A 24,835-nucleotide genomic window follows, 5' to 3' on the forward strand; every position below is an offset into this window, starting at 1 on the left:
CTCCGCAATGCACCATCACGCTGTGCGTGACGAAAAGCCGGACGCTGATTTCAGCCCCCGGGCAGCCCCCGCCCCATCCCGATTGGTGAGAGCCTCCCAGGCCGCATAGGTACTCAGGAACACTTGCCCCGTCAGCTCGTGACAGAACTCCGTGTTTTCCAGACGATCCATAACCGGGCCTTTCACTTCCGCCAGATGCAGGCGTACACCTGCGTCTCTGAGGCGGGCATTGATCGCCTCCAGACTCTCCAGCGCAGAGGCATCGATGATGTTGACGGCCTGGCAGGTCAGCACAAGATCGGTCAGGCAGGCTTGATTGGACACCAGCGCCAGCACGGTGTCTTCCAGATACCGGGCGTTCGCGAAATACAGACTCTCGTCCACTCGCAGAAACACGACTCGCTGATTGGTTTCCACATCATGCCGCTCAATATTCCGGAAGTGCTCCGTTCCCGGAACCCGACCGACGACCGCGCTGTGCGGTCGACTGCTGCGATACAGGTGTAATCCAATGGAAAGCCCGACGCCCACGAGAATACCGCTTTCAACCCCATGAAGAAGCGTCAACAGGAGCGTGGCCAGCATGGCGATACCATCGGGTACGGAATAGGCCATGGTCCGACGAATCGCTGGCAGGTCAATCAGAGTGCCAACCGCAACGATGATCGTCGCCGCCAGCGTGGCCTTGGGAAGAAACGCCAGCGGTTCGGTCAGCGTGAGCGTCGCCAGGGCAATGCCAACCGCCGTCAGAGCCCCCGCGACCGGCGTCACGGCACCGGCCTCGAAATTCACCACTGAACGCGAAAAACCACCGGATACCGGCGACCCACCACTGACGCCGGCGCCCACATTCGACAACCCCAGCGCAATCAGCTCTTTGTTGGGATCAATCCGTTGGCGACGTTTTGCCGCCAGCGTCTGAGCGACGGAAACGGACTCCACAAAGCCCACGAGGCTGATGAGAACCGCCGCCGGCAGTAGCGTGCGCCAAAGGGACGTGTCCATGGAGGGCATTGCCAGCGTCGGCAGCCCACTGGGTACCTGCCCAACCAGATTGACACCATCACCGCCAAGCTTGAGCCCCCATGCCACCAGGGTCGTCACAATGACGGCAGAGACCGGCGCCGCCTTCGTGATCAGATCCGCGGCCCGCTGGGTCAGACCCACTCCCGTTAGAACAGAGCGCAGATAGTTCCGGCACAGGTAAAGGTAAGCCAGAACACCAAACCCGATGACCATCGTCGTCACATTGGCACTATCCAGCCCGTTGATGAGCCCCGCCCCCATCTCGATCAGGTTACTGCCCCGGTATGGTATGCCCAGCAAGTGCCCCAGCTGACTCGCGGCGATCAGAATGCCGGAAGCGGTCACGAATCCTGAAATCACCGGATGACTGAGAAAATTCGCCAGAAACCCGAGTCGCAGGACGCCCATACCGACCAGCACCACACCTGAGAGGCTCGCCAGAACCAGGGCGGCCCCGACGTACTCCGGGCTTCCAGCTTCAGCAATACCGCTCAACGCTGAGGCCGTCATCAACGAGGCCACGGCAACCGGGCCAACGGCCAGCGTGGCGCTGGTCCCAAAAACCGCGTATATCACCAGCGGCAGCATGCTGGCATACAGCCCGACTTCGGGAGGGAGCCCAGCGAGCAGCGCATACGCCAATGCCTGCGGCACCAGCATCAGGGTAACGATCACCGCCGCCAGCAAATCACTGACAAACGCGTCCCCACGATATCCTTCCAACCAGCTGGCAATCGGCAGCAGTCGACCAAACCTCATTGAGCGTTATCCTGGCTGGCTTTCAGAGCGGATCGCCGTGCCGGCGAGGCGAGCCATTCACGGCCCTTGAGCATCCCGTGCCAATAGAGCAACGGCAGCTGGTTTGCTTTCAGAAACCAGGCCGCCCGCGTCGCTTTCGTACCATCGTTCACCCATTTTGGGAAACTCGGCTGCAGCGCCCCACCATACCCGAACTCGGCAAGAACAATACGACCACGCTCAACCGTCAACGGGCAGGAGCCATAACCCAGGTAAGCCGCCTCAAGCGGGCGATCATCCAGCGATGCCATCAGATTCTCGGCAACAACCGGCGCCTGTTTTCGGACCGCAGCGGCCGTCTTTGCGTTCGGCGTGCCACTGGCATCCCCAAGACCGAAAATATCCGGATAGTGGCGGTGTCGCAGCGTATCGTCCTCAAGATCGAGCCAACCTGACTCATTGCCAAGCCCCGACTGGGCGATGAACCCAGGCGCTGTCTGCGGGGGGACCACATGAAGCATGTCAAATGATCGCTCGACGACCGGTTGCCCATCCACACCCAATTGTCGAAACCGGGCGATCTGTTGAGGGCCGTCGACTCCAACGAGCTGCTCCTCAAAACACAGATCAATGCCGTACCGATCGATGTACTCCTGAAGGGCCGGTACATAGGCATCCACTCCGAACAGCTTTGCCCCTGTATTATGGAAGGCAACGTCGATATCACCGAGACGCCCCTGCCGACGCCAGTGATCGCACGAGAGATACATGGCCTTCTGCGGCGCACCCGCGCATTTGATCGGCATTGGCGGCTGAGTGAAGCGGGCAGTGCCACCCTTCAGTTTCTGGACGAGGGACCAGGTGTAGGGCGCAAGGTCATAGCGGTAATTGGACGTCACCCCGTTCGCACCAAGGGTTTCCGTGAGGCCCTCAATGGCACCCCAGTCCAATGCCAGTCCCGGGGCCACGACGAGGCGCTCGTAGGCAAGCCGTTGTCCATCGGAGAGAACCACTTCGTGCCGACCAGGGTCGACCCGCTCCGCTCCCACGTTATACCAGGTCGCTTTGGACGGGATCACGCCGGACATGCTCTTGCGGGTGGATTCCGGGCGAAACACACCGCCGCCCACCATCGTCCAACCCGGCTGGTAACTGTGAGTGGTGGCGGGATCAACGATCGCGATATCGAGTGAGGACTTCCGCTTGAGCAGGCTCGCGGAGACCGCGATCCCCGCAGCGCCACCCCCAATCACCACGATCTGGTGGGCGTGATTCACCCCCGTTCTCCGGTCCGCTTCTGCCGTCATCATCCACACCTCATCGATTGCTGAAGAGAACCCCAACGTTCAGGTTCCGAATTCACGCCCTATGAGCGTATATTTGGACGCGCCGTCATCCATCGATCATCTCGCGGATGGGCTCGGGATCATGGCCCGCCTCATGGGCGGCTTTGAGGAGTCCGGGAATATCGCAACCGGGCTTCCTGCTCCTGGCATGGGCCCAGAGGTGGACCGCTCGACGACCTGTCCGACAAAAGGCCAGAACCGGCGATGGTGCATGGTCAAGCGCCTGGCCAAAGGATTCGATATCGTCGTCGGAGTACTCTCCCGGCGAGACCGGCACGCTATGCCATTCCAGCCCAAGGGCCTCGGCCCTTGCCCGGAGGGACTCCTCTCCGGGATGATCCTCGGCCTCACCGGGACGACGGTTGCAGATCACTGTCCGGAATCCCCGGTGGGCCACCTCTTTGAGGTCATCCGGCGTCACGGCATCCGCGATGGAAACCGCAGGCTCTATCTGCTGAATCTTCATCAGAACCTCCTCTCAGAAACGGTTGATCGGCACCTTCAGATAAATCTGACCATTGTCCTCGGCCGGCGGCATGTGCCCGGCCCGCATATTCACCTGTACGGAGGGCAAGATCAGCCGAGGCATACCCAGCCCGGAGTCCCGCTTGGTCCGCATCTGAACAAAGTCATCTTCGCTAACACCATCGTGAACATGGATGTTCGCCCGGCGCTCCTCGCCGACCGTGGTCTCATGCTGGTGCTCATCGCGCCCTGGCGCCTTGTAGTCGTGGCACAGAAAAATCCGCGTCTCATCGGGAAGAGACAGTACTTTCTGAATGGAGTGGTAGAGCGTTCGGGCGTCACCACCAGGGAAGTCGCACCGGGCCGTTCCGAAGTCCGGGGCGAACAACGTATCGCCAACAAAGGCCGAGTCACCAACCACATACGTCAGACAGGCCGGTGTGTGACCGGGGGTATGAAGGACTCGGGCCTCGAGTTCCCCGATGCGGAACGAATCCCCCTCCTCGAACAGGCGGTCGAACTGGCTGCCGTCGCGGGCAAACTCCGTTCCGGCATTAAAAGCCTTACCGAATATGTCCTGAACCTCCACGATCCGGGCGCCAATGCCCGTTTTCCCGCCGAGCTTCTCGTGCAGGTACGGCGCCGCGGAAAGGTGATCGGCGTGCACGTGCGTCTCCAACACCCACTCCACCGACAGGTCGTGCGTTCGAACGTAGTCAATGATCGCGTCCGCTGAGCGGACGTCGGTCCGGCCGGCGTCGTAATCGAAATCCAGCACGGAATCCACAATGGCGCAGGACCGGCTGTCCGGGTCCTGAACGATGTAACTGAATGTGCTGGTCGGCTCATCAAAGAAATGGGTGACGATCGGGCGTTGCATGGCTCCTCCCACAAACCGCTCGGTTTGACGTTTCACATGATCTTTAGGCCACCATAACCCAACTTTTTAATCTAAGCATAGACTTTTTTGTTATATATGAGCTCTGACGAGATGAACAGCCATCATGAGGAAGGCAGTGTCTGGTCAGCCGCCGATGGCGGTGACCATCAGCGGAATATAGATCAGGGAGAACAGGGTACTGAGCAGCGCCGTCCCGGCCGCCTGACGGGGCGCCGTTTCCAGGAGCGTCGCAATAACGACCGTATTGGCCGCGATCGGGGTGATCGAGATGAGGAACACAGCCTGATAGACCGCCGATTCGTACAACCCGAAGACATGACTGTCCAGCCACCAGAATGCCATGGCGAGCATGGGCCAGAGCAGAAACTTGCCGAAAAAGGCGAGAGCAGTGAATCTCGGATTGCCAACCAGCCCGCGGAAGCTGGTGATGCTCATACCAATGATCATCATGCCAAAGACACTGTAGGCACCGCGCAGGTTATCGAACAGCGGGACGAAGACCTCTGGGATCGCCCCGCCCGACAGGTTGACGACCGCCGCCAGACCAAAGGCGTAGACCGTTGGCAGACGCGCCACCCGAACGAGACAGTCCCGCACACTGAAGCGCCCTCTCGCCGCCAGATAGAAGCCGACAGAGTTCTCGAACAGTGTCGTCCCCAGCATGCAGACGATGTACAGCGCCAGGCCTTCTTCACCGAACAGCAGCAGTGCAACCGGAATGCCGAAATAGCCGGTGTTGCCGGTCCCCACGGCCAGCGGTAGCACGGCGCCACTGCCATCCCGGACCCAGTGCGAAGCCAGCGGGCGGACCAGCAACGCCACCGTCAGGCACAGCCCGAATGTCAGCAACGGCAACAGCAGGACGCCCGGAGACAGCGGTGCCTCCATGACCCCGGAGAACACCACGGCCGGCGTTACGATATAGAGCATGATGCCCGCAATGTGACGGCCGCTGGCGGACATGTACTGACCCGCAACCCACCCGAGAGCAACCAGGATATAGACCGGGAGCAGTTCGTAGAGCAGGGCCAGTGCGGCGGACATGGCATTCCTTGTCGCAAGTGTGGAACAGGTTTTGAAGCGCTCAGCCGGGCCGGTTAGCCTTGTAAGCATCGCCAAGGAAGTGCTGATTCATTCCTTAAGCTAACCGGAACGGAGCGATCAGAATGTCCCGGATTCTACGGATTCTCTTCATGGCCTTCATTGCCAGCGTTCACCCCGTCGTAGCGGAAACGCTGCCCGACCGGGACGCCCTCACACAAAAAACCCGCGCATTCATGGGCACCCTGTCCGAAGGCGATGCCACGGGCGCCTACCGCAGCCTGCGACCGTATCTTGGGGTGCCCGCCACACCGTTCGACAAGGCGGCGAAAAAGGCCGACGACTATGCCCGTCAGGTCCGGGAGCGCGCTGGCGATCCGGTTGGCGTGTCACTGGCCCGGGAAGCGGCCATCGGCCACGACTTCCATCGCGTGACCTGGCTGCAGAAATTTCCGGCGGCGGCGGTCGCCTGGCAGTTCACCTTCTACCAGCCCGATGACGGTTGGAAGCTGGTCGGCATTTCCTATACCACCGACCTTGAGAGTCTCTATCGGCCCGTTACCCGCTGACAATCACCATCTGCCCCGCCTCGAAAAAGTCGGTATAATTTGCCCGGCCCGCCTGTGAGGCGGGCTACAAAAATACCTGACTATTTTACTCTGATATTGTATAATCCCGCACCAGAGCCCACCCAATAACGTCGAAAAAGGGCCGTCACCGCGCACGCTGTCGCCTGGAATCCAGGGCATAAAAGGCGGCGTATGACGTACTGAATTTTCCATGGAAAGCCCGTCAACCTCGGACTTTCCGTGACGAGCGCCCGGCATTGGGCCTGCACCAGAGAGACGGAGCAACGACCATGGCAAACACCGAAAAGCAGGTGGACGAGGCCATCAAACGGGAATACGAAGCGGGCTTCGTAACCGACATTGAGGCGGACACCTTTGAGCCTGGCCTGAACGAAGATGTGATCCGGCGACTGTCCGCCGTCAAAGGCGAGCCGGAATTCATGGTGGAGTGGCGCCTGAAGGCCTACCGTCGCTGGCTCGAAATGCAGGAGCCGGACTGGGCCCACGTGAATTTCCCGAAGATCGACTTTCAGAACATCTCCTACTATTCCGCACCGAAGCGGGAAGAGGACAAGCCCCAAAGCCTGGATGAGGTCGATCCGGAGCTGCTGCGCACCTACGAAAAGCTCGGCATTCCACTGCACGAGCAGGAAGCACTGGCGGGCGTGGCCGTCGACGCCGTTTTCGACTCAGTCTCCGTCGCGACCACGTTCAAGGACCAGCTTGCCGAAGCGGGCGTTGTGTTCTGCCCGATTTCCGAGGCGGTTCACAAATACCCCGAACTGGTCCAGAAGTACCTGGGCAGCGTCGTACCCCACGGCGACAACTTCTTCGCCGCGCTGAACTCGGCGGTCTTCTCGGATGGCTCGTTCGTCTACATCCCGAAAGGCGTCCGCTGCCCGCTGGAGCTGTCCACTTACTTCCGCATAAATGCGGCGAACACCGGCCAGTTCGAGCGCACACTGATCGTTGCCGACGAAGGCAGCTATGTCAGCTACCTGGAAGGCTGCACCGCACCGATGCGGGACGAGAACCAGCTTCACGCCGCCGTTGTGGAACTGGTGGCGCTGGACGACGCCCAGATCAAATACTCCACCGTCCAGAACTGGTACCCCGGTGACGAGGAAGGCAAGGGCGGCATTTTCAACTTCGTCACCAAGCGGGGCATGGCCCACAACCGGGCCAAGATCTCCTGGACGCAGGTGGAGACCGGCTCCGCTGTGACCTGGAAGTACCCCAGCTGCGTGCTGCGCGGTGACGACAGTGTCGGCGAGTTCTATTCCGTCGCACTGACCAACAACTGGCAGCAGGCCGACACCGGCACCAAGATGGTCCACCTGGGCAAGAACACGTCCAGCACCATCATTTCCAAGGGGATTTCGGCCGGCCACAGCAGCAACGCCTATCGGGGGCTCGTGAAATACGGCCCCGGCGCCGGTAACGCGCGCAACTTCACCCAGTGTGATTCGTTGCTGATTGGTGATACGAGCGCCGCACACACGTTCCCGTACATCGAGAGCAAGAACAAGAGCGCCATCGTTGAACACGAGGCCACCACATCCAAGGTCAGCGACGATCAGATGTTCCTGTGTCGCCAGCGCGGTATCGACCCGGAGCAGGCGGTTTCCATGATCGTGAACGGCTTCTGCAAGGAAGTGTTCAAGGAGCTGCCGATGGAGTTCGCCGTCGAAGCCGGCAAGCTGCTGGAAGTCAGTCTGGAGGGCTCGGTGGGCTGATCGCCCACCCGCTCCCGGACCACCACGAACACGCACCGAATTTCAGACAGAGAGACCCCGATTCATGCTGAGCATTCGCAACCTGCACGCCGCAGTGGAAGGCGAGGAAATCCTCAAGGGCATCAACCTGGACATCCAGCCGGGCGAGGTCCACGCCATCATGGGCCCGAACGGTTCCGGCAAGAGCACACTGTCCCAGGTGCTGGCCGGCAACGAGACGTTCGAGGTCACCAGCGGTGAGGTCCTGCTGGATGGCAAAAACCTGCTGGAGCTGGAAACTGAAGAACGCGCTCTGGCGGGCATCTTTCTGGCATTCCAGTACCCGGTCGAGATTCCCGGGGTCAGCAACCTCCAGTTCCTGCGCACGGCCGTGAACGCACATCGCGCTCACCAGGGCAAGGAAGAACTCAGCGCCGTTGATTTCATGAAACTGGCCAAGGACATCACTCAGCGGGTAGATCTGGACGCATCCTTCCTCAAGCGTGGCGTAAACGAAGGGTTTTCCGGCGGCGAGAAGAAGCGCAACGAAATCCTGCAGGCCCTGTTGCTGGAACCGCGACTGGCGATCCTCGATGAAACGGATTCCGGCCTCGACATCGACGCCCTGAAAACCGTCGCGCAGGGGGTGAACGAGCTCCGTTCCGAAGACCGGGCGATCCTGATGATTACCCACTACCAGCGCCTGCTGGACCACATTGTGCCGGATAAGGTGCACGTACTGGCCGGCGGTCGCATCGTCAAGTCGGGCGACAGCGAGCTGGCAAAGGAACTGGAAGAGCACGGGTACGCTGGCCTGGGCGTCAGCGATGACGAAGAAGCCACCGCCAACTGAGGGAGGGGATTCATGAAAGCCGCACCAACTCTCTCTCCGGCTTTTCTGCAGCCGGCAGGTGGCAAGCTGCCTGAGCCGCTTCTGACCCTGCGTCAGCAACGCGGTAAGGCGCTGGTCGACATGCCCCTGCCGACTCGCAAGACGGAGAACTGGAAATACTCCAGCCGGCACCTGAAATTGACAGAGGAGCTGGCCAACAGCCTGCCGTCCGGCCGCAAAGCCGGGCCGGGGCTGGCTCTCGACCATCCGCACATCCTGATTCACAACGGGGTTGTGGTCCCGGAAGCCAGTGATTTTCCGGAACTGGATGGCATCGAGATCAGCAGCTTCGCCGATCTGGACGACGACACGGCCGGTCAGCTCGCCGAAAGACTGGACAACACGCTCGATAACCAGGCCATCCAGATGGCCCGACTCAATGCCGCACGTTTCGAGGACGGGCTCTACATCCGCCTGAAACCGGGCGCAGTCCTGGAAGAGCCCCTTTACGTCATTATCGAGACCGATGCCGGCGCCAGTGGGTCTGCCTACCCGCGACTCTATGTCGACGTGGGAGCCAACAGCCAGATGACACTGGTTGAGGAGTACATCTCCAGCGGCGACGATGCGGCACTGGTGGACAGCGTCACCGAATTCAGCCTCGGGGAAGGCGCCAACCTGACCAGCATCCGGCTGTCTCTGGAAGGCGACTCCGTCCAGCACATCGGTGCGACCGGCGCCCGGCTGCTGGGGCACGCCCGGCTGGACAGCCACACCGTCGGCTTTGGCGGTCCACTGCGGCGCCACGACCTGCAGGTCCGCCTGGAGCAGCCCGGCGCGGAGTGCCGGCTGAACGGCGTTGCCGTCAGCCAGGGCAAGCAGCATTACGATAACCACACAACGATTGAGCACGTCGCGCCGCACTGCAACAGCGAAGAGACGTATCGCAACATTGCCGCGGACGAGTCACACATCGTGTTCAACGGTCGTATCCACATCCATGAGGATGCGCAGAAGTCCGCCGCGGACATGAACAACAAGAATCTCCTGCTCACGACCGGTGCCGAGATCGACGCCAAGCCGGAGCTGGAGATCTACGCCGACGACGTCACCTGTGCCCATGGCGCCACCATTGGGCAGCTCGACGACAGGTCATTGTTCTACCTCGTGTCACGCGGCATCAGCCGTCAGCATGCCAATACGCTGCTGACCATGGCATTCATCAACGAGCTGGTGGAGCAGATTCCGGTCGAGGCGGTTCGCCAAACCACCCAGGCCCGGCTCAACCAGTTCATCGAGCAAGCGTTCGAGGAGGCCTGAAACTCATGACGGACCTGGCCGCTGCCGGCAAAGCGCTGGACATCACGCGCATTCGTCAGGACTTCCCGATACTGTCCGAGACAGTGAACGGCAAGCCCCTGGTGTACCTGGATAATGGTGCGTCTGCGCAGAAGCCCACGGCGGTACTGGACGCCATGGATCACTATTTCCGGACGTCCCACTCGAACGTACACCGGGGCGCGCACACGCTCGGTGACCGGGCGACTACCCTGTTCGAGGGCGCTCGGGAGACGGTCCGGTCGTTCCTGAACGCGCGCAGCACCAACGAAGTCATCTGGACCCGCGGCACGACCGAGGCCATCAACGTGGTGGCCAATGGTCTGGCGGAAACACTCTCCGAAGGGGATGAGATCCTCGTCAGCCGAATGGAGCACCACGCCAACATCGTGCCCTGGCAGATGATCGCCGAACGCACCGGTGCGGTGATCCGGCCCATCGAGATCACGCCCGCCGGGGAGATCGACGAATCGTCGTTCGATGGGCGTCTTGCCTCCGACCGGGCCCGGATCCTGGCGATCACCCACGTCTCCAACGTGCTCGGCACGGTTGTGCCGCTGGAGCGGCTGCTGACAAAGGCCCGCGAGCGTGGCCTGTACACAGTGGTGGATGGCGCCCAGGCGGTGCCCCACTACCAGCCGGATGTTCAGGCGCTGGCATGCGATTTCTATGTCTTCTCCGGTCACAAGCTGTTCGGCCCGACGGGCATCGGCGTGCTGTATGGCCGCGAGACACTGATGGAGGCCATGCCGCCACTCCAGGGCGGGGGTGAAATGATTGAACGGGTGAGCTTCGAGAAGACCACCTGGAACACGCTGCCCTACAAGTTCGAGGCCGGCACACCGCCGGTTGCCGAGGCCGTTGGACTGGGCGCCGCCATTGATTACCTGGGGCAGTTCTCCCGCGAATCACTGGAAACCGCCGAGCAGGCACTGCTCCAGAGGGCCAACGAACTGGTAGAGACGGTACCGGGACTGTCGGTGATTGGCACGGCCACTCACAAGGTGCCCGTAATGTCCTTTAAAATGGAAGGACTGCACCCCAGCGATATCGGGACACTGCTGGACCAGCAGGGCATCGCCATCCGCACGGGCCATCACTGCGCCATGCCGCTGATGGATTACTACGGGGTGCCCGGCACCGCGCGCGCCTCCTTCGCGTTCTACAACACGCTGGACGAGGTGGAACAGCTTTTCCAGGCGCTGCAGAAGATTCAGCGCCTGTTCGCCGAGTAACGGAGGAAAGGTCATGACTGCGGAAACCTTTGATCCCAATGCCGGTGGCGTCACGCTGACCGATGCCGCCGTCAGCCATATCCGCAAACAGCTGGCCGGCAAGCCGGATGCCCACGGTATTCGGCTCGTCGTGAAAAAGAGCGGCTGTTCCGGCTACATGTATGAGACGGAGTGGGTCACTGAAGAGAGCGACTCCGATGAAATCTACCGCGTCGACGACGTGGCCGTTTACGTCGATCGCAGTGTGTTGCCGCTGGTCAGCGGCACAGAGATCGATTTTATCCGGGAGGGACTGAACTATATGTTCCACTTCCGAAATCCGAACGCGACCGCTGAGTGCGGCTGCGGCGAGAGCTTCACAGTCGCCTAGGACGGACAATGAAGGAACGGGAAGTTGTACTGACCAAGCGTGACGTCGAAGCACGGCTGGTGCCGGATGGCACTCTGATCTGGATTCCTTCGGATACCTTCGTCACGATCACCCAGTCGCTGGGCGGCACGTTCAGCGTGGCCGTCAACGGCAATCTGGCGCGCGTCGAAGGTCACGATGCTGACGCGCTCGGCAAGGAACCGCCCGAGAGCAACTACGAGACTCCGGAAGACGGCACGATCAACGAAAGCCAGGTCTGGGAAGCGATGCGCGAGTGCTATGACCCGGAAATTCCGGTCAACGTCGTCGATCTTGGCCTGATTTACGAGTGCCACGTCACCAACGACGCTGAGAAGGGCAACGAGGTGTTCGTACGCATGACCCTGACCGCGCCCGGTTGCGGCATGGGCCCGGTCATTACTGAAGACGTCAAGCGCAAGATCGAGCACGTTCCCAATGTGGACCGGGTCGAGGTGGAGCTCACGTTTGATCCGCCGTGGGATAGCGAAATGCTCACCGACGAGGCGAAACTGGAACTGGGGATGCTGTAATGACCGACGCTGTCGCCGACTCTTTCATTAATAACCCGCTCGGCCAGAAGGTCACCATTGACGATGTGGTGGAAGGCTTCGAATTCCTGGACGACTGGGAAGAGCGCTATGCCTACATCATTGACCTGGGACGACAGCTGCCGACGTTTCCCGAATCAGAGAAGGTCGAGGACAACTACGTCCACGGCTGCCAGAGCCAGGTCTGGCTGATCCACCACGTTGATCCGGATACCGGCAAACTCTTCCTGCTGATCGATAGCGACGCCATGATTGTGCGCGGCCTCGCCGCCATCATCCTTGTCGCGCTCAACGCGCGGACGCCGCAAGATCTGCTGGACGTCGACCTGGACACCCTGTTCGAACAGCTCGACCTGTTCCGCCACATTTCCCCGACCCGGGGGAATGGTCTGCGGGCGATGATCACCCAGATCCGGGGGGTTGCCGCGGAAGCGGCCGCTTGATGACGTCGCTGCGGAAGGACGCGGAAGAAAAGAGATTGAGTGGTTGCCACGGAAAGACAGGGAAAAGGGTTTTAAGGTCTTAAAGCTGGAAAGTCTTAAGGCGAAAAAGGGGGCCTTGAGACACGTGCCTTAGCACCTTTAAGACCTTCAGACTTTAAAACTTTCAGACCTTTCTGTACCGCCCAAAGCGCGCTTTTCCGTGTTTTCAGTGTCCTTCCGTGGCCAATAAAATCACCCTCACCAAATAATCGCCACATCATCCTGCTGCAGGTTCACCTGCCCGCCCTGAGCGTTCATCACACCGCTGCTGAAGTTCGGATGAACATTGTTCACGGACATGATGCGGCCGGTGTCCCTCAGCTCCGGCATGGCATCCGGCTGATCGCTGTAGCGGAAGCTCCGGTAGAGGTGCAGCTTGTCCCCCGGACGCAGGCCGGCCGTGGCGCCCGATGACAGTTGGACCTGGCGACCGTCCACCCGGCGGATCCGGGTGATGAACGGCTGACAGGCCAGTGACTGCTGGACGGCGCTGCCCATCGCCTCGACGGCACCGGCAACCACGCGCCCATAGTCCGTATTCCGCAGCGCATCGGAACCCAATCCCTCACTGACATTAATGCCCTCGTCCCAGTCAGCCACGCGCGACAGGCGCTCCTGGTAGACCGGTGAGCCGCTGTAGCCGTCATAGACCATCAGATCGACCACAAACCGACGCCGTGTGTCCGCCAGCCCAATGCCGCGCTGCATCTGGTCCAGCACAGAGGTGCCCCAGGCGTCCGGCTCGACCAGACTCATGTCCCGGATCACGCCCGCGACGACAAACTGGGCATCCAGCTCCCGGGCCACGTTCACGACATTAGACAGGCTGTTATCGAAACGTTGGTGCGTCGGCGCATTACCGACATTGCCGAACAACTGCATGCGATGGGCATTCAGAACCTGAACCCGGCCTTCGGCCTGCAACGCACGGCCCAGACGCGCCGACACCACCCGACCGGCATCCTCAAGTCGCCCGACCCGCCCCTGGTCCGGCTCGGCGACGGGAAAACCCGTGACGGCGACCCGCTTCTGCATGCGATAGGCGTCGTTGGCCTCGCACTGTCCCTGCCCGGTCAGATCGGCCTCGATAGTCAGGCGCAGAACCCCACCTTCCCGCTCCTCGCGGATCACCTGAACGTGACGGGCCCGAGCCTGCGCCGACACCGTCAGCCGGGATTCGGTCAGACGGCCATCCTTCATCGTGTCCTGGCTGCTGATGGTCGCTTCGCGCTTCAACGCCGCGTCCCGAAGAGCCGCCTCACGGGCCTTTTCCCGGGCTTCCGCGACATTGCCGTTCTCAATGGCAGCTTCGCCGGTGCCACGAACCCACTGGGCCGATGCAGGCCAGGCGATCATCAGCAGGCAGAGCCACACCAGTGTCCGGATCATTCGTTACTCCAGGTAGTAGAGGGAATCGACGCTCTCGCTATGCACATCGCCCTGACTGTCATTACCGCGGGGCATGGGAATCGGGCATTTGTCTTTCACATTGTCATCGCTGGTCCGGGCGACACACTCACGAAAGCGCGGTTCCAGCTTGAGCTCCATGACGGACTCCACAACACCGTCGCTGTGTTCATTGACCGCCACCAGCCTGGCGCCCCGGATGTAGCTGTCGACATAGGCCCGAAACCGGTCATTCTGGAGCACGAAGTCCTGCACCGTGGAGTTGCCCTGAATCACCGTCCCATAAACGCGCTCGGCAAGATTGCGGAAGGCATCGAGCTTGGAGGCCCGACGCGCCTGCAGTCGCTTGCGCGTATTCAGACGATCCTTGCGCACGTCCTCATAGGTGCCGTAACCGCTCACTCGAACCGTGATCGGCTCCATGGCTACCGGTTCGGCGGTCTGCTGATTGCGCTGGAACCCAGTGCATCCAGCCAGCACCAGGCACAGCCCCGTCAGGGTGATTGCCACTCGTTTCATGTCCTGTCTCCGACATCGCTTTGAAGGCCTCTGGGGAGCAACCATGAAAAAATCGCGCCAGAACCGATCATTCGTGTCTCGTCCGGTCCATTCGCTGACTGACTAAGCCTCCTGAGGGCGCGCCGCTGACGACTCTGGAGCGGCGTTGTCAGCCCTTGACGGGGAGTGTGGCCCCGCCTGCGGACTGACGCCTTGCCCAAAACCGTCACAGGTACGCAGTCGGTCAGCGAATGAACCGGACGAGACACTCGCTGTTCACCAGCCAAAAGGCCGTCATGCTCTGCCACCCTGGCGGCCTGACCGGCAAGAAACTGCCGCTACCGGGAACCCGCAGGTCGCTCCCGGCGCGAGACGGAGAAGGCCCGACGCTTTTACAGAAAACCACAGACCGTTACCGCACCGGAGGCATCATGCCGCCTCCTGTGAGCTATTCTGACGAATGACAGCAAGCCCGACCAACACCCAACAGGAGACGCTCCGTTCATGAGACGACTTCCCCTCACCACCGCCGTTAGCCTGACCCTCTGTGCCTCGACCGCCCTGGCCGGTCCTCAGGCCTTTTCCAGCGCGCGCTCGTTCGCCATGGGGGGCACCGGTGTCGCCATTGCCCACCCGGGAGGGGCAGGCACCTCGAACCCGGCCATGCTGGCCGCCAACCACCACGAGTGGAGCGATGACTTTGCGATGGTGCTCCCCTCGGTAAACGCCCGGTTCGCTGACGATGAGGAAACGGTCGACCAGATTGACCGGATTCAGGAGACCATCGACGCCTTCCAACAGGCGCAATCCAACAACAACGTTTCCGGGGCCCGCCAGAATGCCGGTCAGCTCCGCGACCAGCTCAACGCGTTTGACCGGGACACGGTCCGGGTCGATGCCGGTCTCGGGCTGGCTCTGGCCGTGCCCAGTCCGAACTTCGCCGTCGGCTTCTTTGCCAACGGCAACCTGAGAGCCACCGCGCGCGGCGAATTCGATGAGAGCGACGAAGCGTTGCTGGCAACACTCGAGAACGGCACCCCGACCGAGCTGGCAACGGCAGATCTCGATCAGGACCTGCAGTCCCGAGGCAAGGTACTGGCCTCCGCAGTCTCGGAAGCGGGTATCAGCTTCGCCCGAAGCATCGAACTCAGCAACGGCGAGCAGCTCCAACTGGGGGTGTCTCCTAAATTCGTGCAGTTGCGGACCTTCCAGTACACCGAGACCGTCTCGGGCTTCGATGATGACAACTTCGATGCCGAAGACGCGGAAACGACAAAGAACCGACTGAACGTCGATCTCGGCGCGGCCTACTCATTCGGCCAGCAGAAGCAGTGGAAAGCCGGCGCTGTGGTGAAGAACCTCGTCCCAATGGAGCTCGATTCCGCCCGAAGCAAGCCCCTGCTGGAACAGCAGCGCACACTGGAGGTCGGCCCGCTGATCACCACGGGCGTGTCCCATATCGGCCAGCACCATGTGGTCACGGCCGAGCTGGACCTGACGAAAAATGAGGCGTTCGGCTATGAGGACGACACCCAGTGGCTCGCACTCGGTGCCGAGTTCGACGCCTGGCGTTTTGCCCAGCTGCGCGCTGGCCTTCGTCATAACCTGGCCAGCAACGGCGACAGCAACGGCATTGCCGAGGATACCCAAGCCACTTTCGGTATCGGCCTGTCGCCCTTCGGCGCTCACCTCGAACTCGCCGGCCTGATCAGCGACACCGAGAAAGGCGCTTCTATCGAGCTTGGTACCGCCTTCTGATCGTTCGCTTTGACAATGCGACAGGGATGTCGCACGTTGACAGTATCAAAACCAGAACAACATGATTGATCGGTGGTGCCTACCCCATGCTCAATGGACGCTTTGGCGCTGACGAGACCACGGACCATCTGTTCACATCCGCGTGCCGGATGCTGGTCTTTCTTTGCCTGCTGGCGACCCCGCTGCCGTCTGTCAGCGACACAACCCTGCCCGTTGTCACGGTGTCCGAGGACCGCGGTGAGCTGGATTTAGCGGGGCGCGTTGCCCTGTTCGTCGAGCCCGCCCCGTTCAACATCGATCAAGTCCGGCGCCAGCCTGCCTCAGCCTGGCAACTACCACCGCACGGCATCAACGCGGGCTATGACCGCAGTGGCCATTGGGTTCGTCTGATACTGCGCAACCCGTATGATCGCCCCGTCAAACGACTGATACAGCTTGAATACCCATTGCTGGACCACATCGAGTTCTATCATATGCGGCGTGGATTCATGCTGGATCAGGCCGTTACCGGCGATACCCAGCCGTTTTCACAGCGCCCACTTCCCCAACCGGATTTCGTGTTCCCCGTCACAATTCCACCCGACAGTGACACTCACACGTATCTGCGAATCCGAACCGATGGATCGGTTCAGGCACCACTGAAGTTATGGCAGGAGGAGGCGTACTACGCCGACCGCGAAATCACGCTCATCTGGCGCAGCGTTTTCTACGGCATGCTCATCGTGTTCGCTGCATTCAATCTATTCCTGTTCATGTCGAGTCGGGAACCTGCTCACCTGAGTTACGTGTTTCTTGTACTCTCAGTGCTGGCTCTGGTCATGACCATTACCGGCTTCAGCTATCAGCACTTCTATCCGGAGGTTCCCTGGCTGAATAACGAGGCGACTCTGGTCGTGGTTCCGTTGTTCCTGCTGGCACTCTGCCTGTTCAACAGCAGTTTTCTGAAGCTGCAACAAAGCCATCCGAAAATGCACCGACTGCTTCAGGTCATGACCATCGGTTCAGGGCTCTGTGTGCTCGGCGCGTTCATTCTCCCTTATGCCATTTCAACACGCCTGTCCGTGTTGATCGGCATCCCGGTCGCAACCATCAACCTGATGGCGGGGCTCATGCTCTTTCGCCAGAGAGAAACCGAGATCCGCCTGTTTTCGTTCGCGTGGGCCCTGATGGTGGTTGGAATACTGGCCACAGGCCTGAGTAAGGTCGGCGTCATCCCCAACCTCGAGATCGTTCAACACAGCATTCCGATCGGCACAACGCTCCAGGCCGTTCTGTTTTCGCTGGCGCTTGCCGTTCGCTTCAACCGACAACGTGTCGCCTACTTCCAGGCCCGCCAGCATCAGGCCGAGGCCATGGAACAGCAGAAATCCGCAGAGGCTGCGCTATACCGGGCCGCCAGCCACAATGAAATCACCGGCCTGCCCAACCGGGGGATGTTCGAGCGTGCACTGCAGAACAATCTGGAGAGCTTGAAACCGCCCGAATTGATTGGCGTTTTCAAACTTCAGATTCACGATTTTGAGGAAATCTACAAGACTCTGGGATACGAGCACGCCGAACAGCTCCTGGCCCGTTTCGCAAGGCGGCTCAACGAACGTGCCGTGCGGACCGATGAAGTGTCCGTCATCGAGCGCGGCCCCTACGGTCATTTCTCAGTCTCTCAGGTGGACAGCAGCACCTTCGCCCTACTCACTCGCGGTCATAGCCGCACGCGACTGCTGGAACGGGTCCAAAGCGCCACGGACCCGCTTCGCCAGCCCATCGACTTCATGGGACTGTCGCTGGAGATGCCGTTTTCCGTGGGGTGCAGCTTCGCCACCACGATCACGGACGATGTCCAGTCACTGCTGCGCGAGTCGGCGATTGCACTGGATCATGCCGGCAATCTGGACACCTTCGCCACCATGTACGACCCGGTCATGAACCCCTACAGCCCGGACCGGCTGACGTTGATGACCGACCTCCGCGAGGCGATCCGACGCAATGAGCTCTCGCTGCATCTGCAGCCACAACGTCATCTGGAAAGCGGCCTTGTCAGCGGCTTCGAAGCCCTCGTGCGCTGGCCACACGGACGACGCGGACCGATTCCACCGGACGAATTCATCCCGGTGGCCGAACGCACGGGCCTGATCCGCCCACTGACCCGCTGGGTGCTTGACGAGGCGCTACGATTCTGCGAGCGGCTGAATGAGGTGGATGACAGCCTGACGGTCTCCATCAACATCTCCGCCGTGAACCTGCGGGACCCGGAGTTCATCCGGGATGTGCTGAATCTGCTGGATGCTCACCGGATGGCAGCAACCCGCCTCAAGCTGGAGGTCACCGAGACCGCGGCCATGGAGGAACCACTGCGTTCCCTCGCGGTCCTCAGTGAGCTCCGGGATCACGGCATCAGTCTGTCGATCGATGACTTCGGCACCGGCCATTCCTCCCTGTCCTACCTCCGTCGTCTGCCGGTCGACGAGATCAAGATCGACCGGTCGTTCGTCATGTACATGGACGCCAACGAGGGCGACGCCACCATCGTCCGTGCCACCGTCAACCTGTGTCACGACCTGGGCTATCAGGTCGTGGCCGAAGGGGTGGAAACCCAGTCCGTACTGGACCAACTGACGGCCATGGGCTGTGACGGTGCCCAGGGGTACTACCTGTCCGCACCGCTCCCTGAAGACCAGTTGCTGGAATGGCTCGAACAGCACCACCGGGGTAAACAGCTGCTACACCAAAAAACCCGGAGAGCGACGGAGTGAGCCCCCCTTGGAGCGCCACACCCACCCGGGGATAATACGCCTCCATTCCCACAGCAACGAGGAACGTCATGCACACCTATCTCGTGGGCGGCGCCGTTCGTGACGCCCTCCTGGGCCGACCGGTCACGGACCGGGACTGGGTCGTGGTCGGCGCGACACCCCAGGAAATGGAGACTCAAGGGTTCCGTCCGGTCGGGGCGGACTTTCCCGTCTTCCTGCACCCGGACACCCATGAGGAGTACGCTCTGGCCCGGACAGAGCGCAAACAGGGGCACGGCTACCACGGATTCACCATCCACAGCGAGCCGGACGTCACACTGGAAGAGGATCTGCGCCGCCGGGATCTGACCATCAACGCGATGGCACAGGATACCGACGGCACAGTGATCGACCCCTTCGGTGGCCAGCAGGATCTCGCCGACCGGTGCCTGCGCCATGTCTCTCCGGCCTTTGAGGAAGACCCGCTTCGCATTCTGCGGACGGCCCGGTTCGCCGCCCGCTTTCATCCGCTGGGCTTCCGGGTGGCCGACAATACTCAGCGCCTGATGGCGTCCATGGTCACCTCCGGAGAGGTCGACCATCTGGTCCCGGAACGCATCTGGCAGGAAACACGTCGCGCACTGCACGAGAAGGCACCGGATGTCTATTTCCGGGTTCTCCACCACTGCGGCGCGCTGGCCCGGATTATTCCGTCACTGGCCCGGGCTCTCGACGACACGAGACAACCGCTGGCGCTGCAAGCACTGCTGGCCGCCGCTGATCGTAGCGATGACACGGCAGTCCGGCTCGCGGCCCTGCTCGCACCAACCGACGATGCCGAGGCCCTGACCGCACGGGTGGACCAGCTCCGCGCGCCCAACGACTGCCGCGACCTGACCGGGCTGGTGGCCAGGCATCGGGATCTGCTGACCGGAACGAATGATCTGACCGCTGACGCGCTTCAGAGGCTGATGGACAGCTGTGATGCCTGGCGACGACCGGAGCGCTTCGAAGGACTGCTGACGGCAGCCGACGCCATTGCGACGGCCATGGGCCGCACCAGCCCGGTCGCGGTCATCCGGGACGCATCGGCCAGGGCCCGACAGGTCGACCCCCAGACACTCATGGCCGAGGGTTACCGGGGAGCGGAGCTGGGCAAGGCCATCAGCCGGGAGAAACGACGCCGGATTGAGCAGGCCCTTGCCGAGCGGTGATCGGGACGCCCGCCTCGCAATGGTACAATCCGCCCACAGTCATTTTTCGACACAGGAGCATTCCCATGCGTGACGTTGTGATTGCCGCCGCTCGCCGGACGGCCATCGGCGCCTTTGGCGGAAGCCTCGCCAGCCAGTCCGCGGACAAACTCGGCACTGCCGTCATCCAGTCACTGCTGGAAGAGACGGGCATCGCCGGAGATCAGGTCAATGAGGTGATTCTCGGCCAGGTCCTGACGGCGGCGGCCGGCCAGAACCCGGCACGCCAGGCGGCCATCAACGCCGGCCTGCCGGAGAGCGTGCCGGCAATGACCATCAACAAGGTCTGTGGCTCCGGCCTGAAAGCCGTGCACATGGCCGTCCAGGCAATCCGCTGCGGCGACGCCGAGCTGATGATCGCCGGCGGCCAGGAAAGCATGAGCCAGGCACCGCACGCGCTGCCCAACAGCCGGAACGGCCAGAAGATGGGCGACTGGAAGATGGTCGACACCATGGTCAAAGACGGCCTCTGGGACGCGTTCAATGATTACCACATGGGCGTGACCGCCGAGAACATTGTCTCGAAGTACGACATCAGCCGTGATGAGCAGGACGCCTTTGCGGCCAGCTCCCAACAGAAGGCCGCGGCTGCGCGTGAGGCCGGCCACTTTGACGAGCAGATCGTTCCCATCACCATCCCGCAGCGCAAGGGCGACCCGTTGGTGGTGGACCGGGATGAGTGCCCCCGCGAGGGCGTGACCGCCGAGAGCCTGGCCAAGCTCAAGCCCGCATTCAAGAAGGACGGCTCTGTCACCCCGGGCAATGCCTCCTCGCTGAACGATGGGGCGGCAGCGGTGGTCGTCTGTAGCGCGGAGAAAGCACAGGAACTGGGACTGACGCCGCTGGCGACGATCCGGGCCCATGCCAACGCCGGCGTCGACCCGCAAATCATGGGCACCGGTCCGATTCCCGCCACGCGCCGCTGCCTGGAACGGGCCGGATGGGCGGTCTCGGACGTGGATCTGGTGGAAGCCAACGAGGCATTTGCGGCCCAGGCGATCTCCGTGAACCGGGATCTGGGCTGGGACACGGACCGGGTGAACGTCAACGGCGGCGCCATCGCCCTGGGTCACCCCATCGGCGCCTCCGGCTGCCGCATTCTGGTGACGCTGCTGCACGAGATGAAGCGCCGTGACGTGCAGAAGGGTCTGGCAACCCTGTGCATCGGCGGCGGCATGGGTGTCGCCCTCGCGGTCGAGCGCTGATGCTCGACCTGGTGCTCTACGAGCCGGAGATTCCGCCGAACACCGGCAACATCATCCGGCTCTGCGCCAACACCGGCTTCCGGCTGCATCTGATCCGGCCCCTCGGGTTCACGCTTGAGGACCGCCAGATGCGCCGGGCCGGACTCGACTACAGCGAATACGCCCACCTCAACGTCCACGACGACTTCGAATCCTTCCTGCAGGCGGAGCAGCCCACGCGCCTGTTCGGCCTCACCACGAAAGGCCAACGCCACTACCACGAAATTCGGTATCAGCCCGGCGACTACCTGATGCTCGGCCCGGAAACCCGTGGCCTGCCCGACCCGGTGCTGGATCGACTGGGAGAGAATGGATGCATCCGCCTGCCCATGCTGCCCGACCGGCGCAGCCTGAACCTGGCCAACGTCGCGGCGATCGTGACCTATGAAGCCTGGCGGCAGAACGGGTTTGAGGGCGGGGTATAGCGTGAAAAGAGAGGTCGATAAAAGAATAGAGGTTGAGCCACAGAATCCACGGAAGAACACGGAAAAAGAACCGTTCTAAATCTCGCCCGAAGGGTATTTCCGTGTTTTTCCGTGGATTCCGTGGCTAACCCCGGATCAGTGCGCCTGCTCTTCGCCAGCCGCTTCTTCCTGCTTGCGCTTGAGCGCCTGCTGGTAGATGGCGTCGAAGTTGACCGGTGCGAGCATCAGCGCCGGGAAGCTGCCCTTGTTGACGATGTTGTCGATGCTTTCACGGGCATACGGGAACAGCACGTTCGGGCAGTAGGCGCCGAGCATCTGGCCCAGTTGGGCGCCTTCGATGTTCTTCACCATGAACACACCCGCCTGCTGGATCTCAACAATGTAGGCCACCTGTTCTTCCGCCTTCGCGGTCAGCGTCAGGGACAGAACGACTTCGTACTGGTTCTCGCTGATCTGGGTGTGGCTGGTGTTCAGGTCCAGATTGACCTGCGGCTTCCACTGCTCCTGAAACACCGTCGGCGAGTTCGGCGACTCGAAGGACAGGTCCTTGATGTAGATCCGCTGCAGCGCAAACTGCGGTTGGTTTTCCTGATTCTGTTCGTTTCCGGCAGCTGCCTGATCGTTCTCAGCCATGGTTCGTTCCTTTGTTGTGTCATCGGATGATGTCGGTACAGATCCGCTACTCTACCCCAAACATCATCACCGTATTGTGAAACCGTGCGTCAGTTACCACCGCGATTCAAGCGCAGGCCGACCAACGGCACCGGTTACTTCTTCTTTTTCAGCGGCAGATTCGCCCCTTTCCACTCGGCGATACCGCCGTTCATCCGCACCACATTCTGGTAGCCGGCGGCCACCAGCTGCTTGACCGCGGTCGCTGAATGCTGGCCCATCTTATCCGTGACGATGATCTGCTTCTCGCCCTCTTTCTTCAACTCATCCATCCGATCCTTGAGGGTCGACAGCGGCATGTGGATCGCGCCGTTGATGTGCCCTTCCGAGTATTCCTTCTTCTCGCGGACATCCAGAATCACGGCCTCATCACGATTGATCCGGTTCACCGCCTCCTGCGGGCTGACCTTCTTGCCACCCCGTTGGGTTTCCACAAAAATCACCGCCACCAGCAGCACCACAAAAGCGGACACCAGAATGTAGTGATTGGTGACGAATTCGAACAGCTGTTCCATGGTTGGGCCTTAAACACGAAGTGAAAAGAGGGTGAGATTATACACACGGCGGGGAGGCCACAGAAACCGCGGCACATAGCCGCAAGCGCCCAAAACCGTTAAAATTGCGGTCCAGTTTCTAAACCCGTTCATGACCGACCGGACAACACCATGACTGAATCGCGCAAGACGACGGCACTGATTATTCTCGACGGCTGGGGTCACCGTGACCCGAGCGAGGACAACGCCATCAGCTCGGCCAATACACCATTCTATGACCGTATCTGGCAGGAGCAGCCGAAGACGCTGATCAACACCTCCGGCATGTTCGTCGGCCTGCCCAGCGGCCAGATGGGGAACTCCGAGGTGGGTCACATGAATCTCGGCGCCGGTCGGGTCGTGTACCAGAGCCTGACGCGCATCGACAAGGACATCGAAGACGGTCGCTTTGCTGAAAATCCGGTGCTGGCCGCGGCCGTCGACAAGGCCGTTGCGAACGACCGCACCGTGCACCTGATGGGCCTGATGTCACCGGGGGGCGTTCATTCCCACGAGGACCACATCATTGCCGCGGCGGAGATGGCCGTCGCCCGGGGCGCAAAAACCGTCCACGTCCACGCGTTCCTGGACGGCCGCGACATGCCACCGCGCAGTGCCGAAGCCTCACTGGTGAAGGTCGACGCCCGACTGAAGGAACTCGGCGTGGGCCGCATTGCCTCCATCGTGGGCCGCTACTACGCCATGGACCGGGATAACCGCTGGGAGCGGGTCGAAGAAGCCTATAACCTCCTCACCACCGGCGACGCCCCCTATGCCGCCAGTTCCGCCGTCGAGGGCCTGAACGCCGCCTACGAGCGGGACGAGAACGACGAGTTCGTGCGCGCCACCCGCATCCAGGCCGATGGCGATGCGGACGCCACCATCCAGGATGGTGACTCGGTGCTGTACATGAACTTCCGTGCCGACCGGGCCCGCGAGATGACCCGCGTGTTCGTCGAGGACGATTTCGACGGCTTCACGCGTGACAAGCACCCGAAGCTGGCCGAATTCGTCATGCTCACCGAGTATTCCGCGGACATCGACACGGCCTGCGCCTACCCGCCGGAAACACTTGTGAACACACTGGGCGAGTACATGCAGTCCCAGCACAAGACCCAGCTTCGCATTGCCGAGACCGAGAAGTACGCCCACGTCACCTTCTTTTTCAGCGGCGGCCGTGAGACCCCGTACGAGGGTGAAGACCGCATCCTGGTGCCTTCCCCGAAAGTGGCCACTTACGACCTCCAGCCGGAGATGAGTGCCCCCGAGGTGACGGAGAAGCTGTGCGAGGCCATCCGCAGCCAGAAGTACGACCTGGTGGTCTGCAACTACGCCAACGGCGACATGGTGGGCCACACCGGCAGCTTGGAAGCGGCCGTCACGGCAGCGGAAACCGTGGATCAGAGTCTCAGCCAGATTGCCGCCGCGCTGGAAGAGGTTCAGGGCGAGGCGCTGATCACCGCGGACCACGGCAACTGCGAGCAGATGTCCGACCCGGAAACCGGCCAGCAGCACACCGCGCACACCACCGGCCCGGTGCCGCTGATCTACCTCGGCCATCGCCCGGTCACGCTTCACGACGATGGCAGTCTCAGCGATGTCGCGCCGTCACTGCTCACGCTCATGGGCCTGGAAAAGCCCGGGGAGATGACCGGACACTCCCTGGTCACACTCAACTGATCCGGGTGC

23 protein-coding genes are annotated in these 24,835 nt (G+C 61.5%); 14 read left to right on the forward strand and 9 right to left on the reverse strand.

The annotated features are described in order from the left end of the window. Positions 1-15 precede the first annotated feature (15 nt). The 5 genes from C8D92_RS10230 to C8D92_RS10250 form a co-directional block, all read right to left on the reverse strand. Positions 16-1,785: a SulP family inorganic anion transporter gene (locus C8D92_RS10230; RefSeq protein WP_116919318.1), complete on the reverse strand. Its 1,770-nt coding sequence runs from the start codon at positions 1,783-1,785 to the stop codon at positions 16-18. Continuing rightward, complete coding sequence (locus tag C8D92_RS10235; RefSeq protein ID WP_095610402.1) at positions 1,782-3,074, reverse strand: NAD(P)/FAD-dependent oxidoreductase; 1,293 nt, start codon at positions 3,072-3,074, stop codon at positions 1,782-1,784. The genes C8D92_RS10230 and C8D92_RS10235 overlap by 4 nt, the downstream gene beginning before the upstream one ends. An 82-nt stretch (positions 3,075-3,156) precedes the next feature. After that, positions 3,157-3,576, reverse strand: a complete 420-nt coding sequence (locus C8D92_RS10240) for a protein tyrosine phosphatase family protein (RefSeq protein ID WP_095610401.1) — start codon at positions 3,574-3,576, stop codon at positions 3,157-3,159. Between the two features lie 12 nt (positions 3,577-3,588). Continuing rightward, complete coding sequence (locus C8D92_RS10245) at positions 3,589-4,455, reverse strand: MBL fold metallo-hydrolase (protein WP_095610400.1); 867 nt, start codon at positions 4,453-4,455, stop codon at positions 3,589-3,591. Positions 4,456-4,599: 144 nt separating this feature from the next. Then, the gene (locus C8D92_RS10250; protein WP_116919319.1) at positions 4,600-5,520 is read right to left on the reverse strand and encodes an AEC family transporter; all 921 of its coding nucleotides are present in this window, start codon (positions 5,518-5,520) and stop codon (positions 4,600-4,602) included. A 122-nt stretch (positions 5,521-5,642) separates the two neighbouring features. Between C8D92_RS10250 and C8D92_RS10255 the strand changes: the two genes are divergently transcribed. From C8D92_RS10255 to C8D92_RS10290, 8 genes are all read left to right on the forward strand, one after another. After that, positions 5,643-6,086 (forward strand): hypothetical protein, encoded by a 444-nt coding sequence (locus tag C8D92_RS10255; protein ID WP_116919320.1) that lies wholly within the window; start codon positions 5,643-5,645, stop codon positions 6,084-6,086. A gap of 290 nt (positions 6,087-6,376) precedes the next feature. Next, positions 6,377-7,822, forward strand: a complete 1,446-nt coding sequence (sufB, locus tag C8D92_RS10260) for a Fe-S cluster assembly protein SufB (RefSeq protein WP_095610397.1) — start codon at positions 6,377-6,379, stop codon at positions 7,820-7,822. 64 nt (positions 7,823-7,886) lie between these two features. Further along, positions 7,887-8,654 carry a Fe-S cluster assembly ATPase SufC gene (gene sufC, locus C8D92_RS10265; RefSeq protein ID WP_095610396.1) on the forward strand — a complete coding sequence of 256 codons (768 nt, stop codon included), beginning with the start codon at positions 7,887-7,889 and terminating at the stop codon, positions 8,652-8,654. A 12-nt stretch (positions 8,655-8,666) separates the two neighbouring features. Beyond that, positions 8,667-9,953 (forward strand): Fe-S cluster assembly protein SufD, encoded by a 1,287-nt coding sequence (gene sufD, locus C8D92_RS10270; protein ID WP_116919321.1) that lies wholly within the window; start codon positions 8,667-8,669, stop codon positions 9,951-9,953. 5 nt (positions 9,954-9,958) lie between these two features. Continuing rightward, positions 9,959-11,206 (forward strand): cysteine desulfurase, encoded by a 1,248-nt coding sequence (locus tag C8D92_RS10275; protein WP_095610394.1) that lies wholly within the window; start codon positions 9,959-9,961, stop codon positions 11,204-11,206. Positions 11,207-11,219: 13 nt separating this feature from the next. Then, complete coding sequence (locus C8D92_RS10280) at positions 11,220-11,576, forward strand: HesB/IscA family protein (protein ID WP_095610393.1); 357 nt, start codon at positions 11,220-11,222, stop codon at positions 11,574-11,576. 8 nt (positions 11,577-11,584) lie between these two features. After that, positions 11,585-12,127 carry a putative Fe-S cluster assembly protein SufT gene (gene sufT / locus C8D92_RS10285; protein ID WP_095610392.1) on the forward strand — a complete coding sequence of 181 codons (543 nt, stop codon included), beginning with the start codon at positions 11,585-11,587 and terminating at the stop codon, positions 12,125-12,127. Next, a complete protein-coding gene (locus tag C8D92_RS10290; protein ID WP_095610391.1) occupies positions 12,127-12,588 on the forward strand; it encodes a SufE family protein in 462 nt (153 codons plus the stop codon). Before sufT ends, C8D92_RS10290 begins: the two co-directional genes overlap by 1 nt. A gap of 237 nt (positions 12,589-12,825) precedes the next feature. Here the strand turns inward: C8D92_RS10290 and C8D92_RS10295 are convergent, their stop codons facing one another. Both C8D92_RS10295 and C8D92_RS10300 read right to left on the reverse strand, forming a co-directional pair. Further along, entirely contained in the window at positions 12,826-14,016 is a 1,191-nt protein-coding gene (locus C8D92_RS10295) for a flagellar assembly protein T N-terminal domain-containing protein (protein WP_095610390.1), read from the reverse strand. Between the two features lie 3 nt (positions 14,017-14,019). Continuing rightward, positions 14,020-14,553 carry an LPP20 family lipoprotein gene (locus tag C8D92_RS10300; RefSeq protein WP_095610389.1) on the reverse strand — a complete coding sequence of 178 codons (534 nt, stop codon included), beginning with the start codon at positions 14,551-14,553 and terminating at the stop codon, positions 14,020-14,022. 483 nt (positions 14,554-15,036) lie between these two features. Between C8D92_RS10300 and traF the strand changes: the two genes are divergently transcribed. From traF to trmL, 5 genes are all read left to right on the forward strand, one after another. After that, complete coding sequence (gene traF, locus C8D92_RS10305) at positions 15,037-16,290, forward strand: conjugal transfer protein TraF (RefSeq protein ID WP_243402423.1); 1,254 nt, start codon at positions 15,037-15,039, stop codon at positions 16,288-16,290. A gap of 86 nt (positions 16,291-16,376) precedes the next feature. Further along, complete coding sequence (locus C8D92_RS10310) at positions 16,377-19,040, forward strand: EAL domain-containing protein (RefSeq protein ID WP_133243125.1); 2,664 nt, start codon at positions 16,377-16,379, stop codon at positions 19,038-19,040. Between the two features lie 68 nt (positions 19,041-19,108). Then, positions 19,109-20,233 carry a tRNA nucleotidyltransferase/poly(A) polymerase-related protein gene (locus tag C8D92_RS10315; protein WP_095610387.1) on the forward strand — a complete coding sequence of 375 codons (1,125 nt, stop codon included), beginning with the start codon at positions 19,109-19,111 and terminating at the stop codon, positions 20,231-20,233. A 65-nt stretch (positions 20,234-20,298) separates the two neighbouring features. Continuing rightward, complete coding sequence (locus tag C8D92_RS10320) at positions 20,299-21,477, forward strand: acetyl-CoA C-acetyltransferase (protein WP_095610386.1); 1,179 nt, start codon at positions 20,299-20,301, stop codon at positions 21,475-21,477. Further along, entirely contained in the window at positions 21,477-21,941 is a 465-nt protein-coding gene (gene trmL, locus C8D92_RS10325) for a tRNA (uridine(34)/cytosine(34)/5-carboxymethylaminomethyluridine(34)-2'-O)-methyltransferase TrmL (protein ID WP_116919322.1), read from the forward strand. Before C8D92_RS10320 ends, trmL begins: the two co-directional genes overlap by 1 nt. Positions 21,942-22,076: 135 nt before the next feature. Here trmL and secB read toward each other — a convergent pair whose 3' ends face one another. Together secB and C8D92_RS10335 are read right to left on the reverse strand one after the other, a co-directional pair. Continuing rightward, a complete protein-coding gene (gene secB, locus C8D92_RS10330; protein ID WP_095610384.1) occupies positions 22,077-22,574 on the reverse strand; it encodes a protein-export chaperone SecB in 498 nt (165 codons plus the stop codon). Positions 22,575-22,708: 134 nt separating this feature from the next. Beyond that, entirely contained in the window at positions 22,709-23,128 is a 420-nt protein-coding gene (locus C8D92_RS10335; protein WP_095610383.1) for a rhodanese-like domain-containing protein, read from the reverse strand. Positions 23,129-23,278: 150 nt separating this feature from the next. On the opposite strand from C8D92_RS10335, the gene gpmI reads away from it, so the two are divergent. Further along, positions 23,279-24,826, forward strand: a complete 1,548-nt coding sequence (gpmI, locus tag C8D92_RS10340) for a 2,3-bisphosphoglycerate-independent phosphoglycerate mutase (RefSeq protein ID WP_095610382.1) — start codon at positions 23,279-23,281, stop codon at positions 24,824-24,826. The last annotated feature ends 9 nt before the right edge of the window (positions 24,827-24,835 follow it).

The organism is Tamilnaduibacter salinus, assembly GCF_003096655.1.
GTDB lineage: Bacteria > Pseudomonadota > Gammaproteobacteria > Pseudomonadales > Oleiphilaceae > Tamilnaduibacter > Tamilnaduibacter salinus.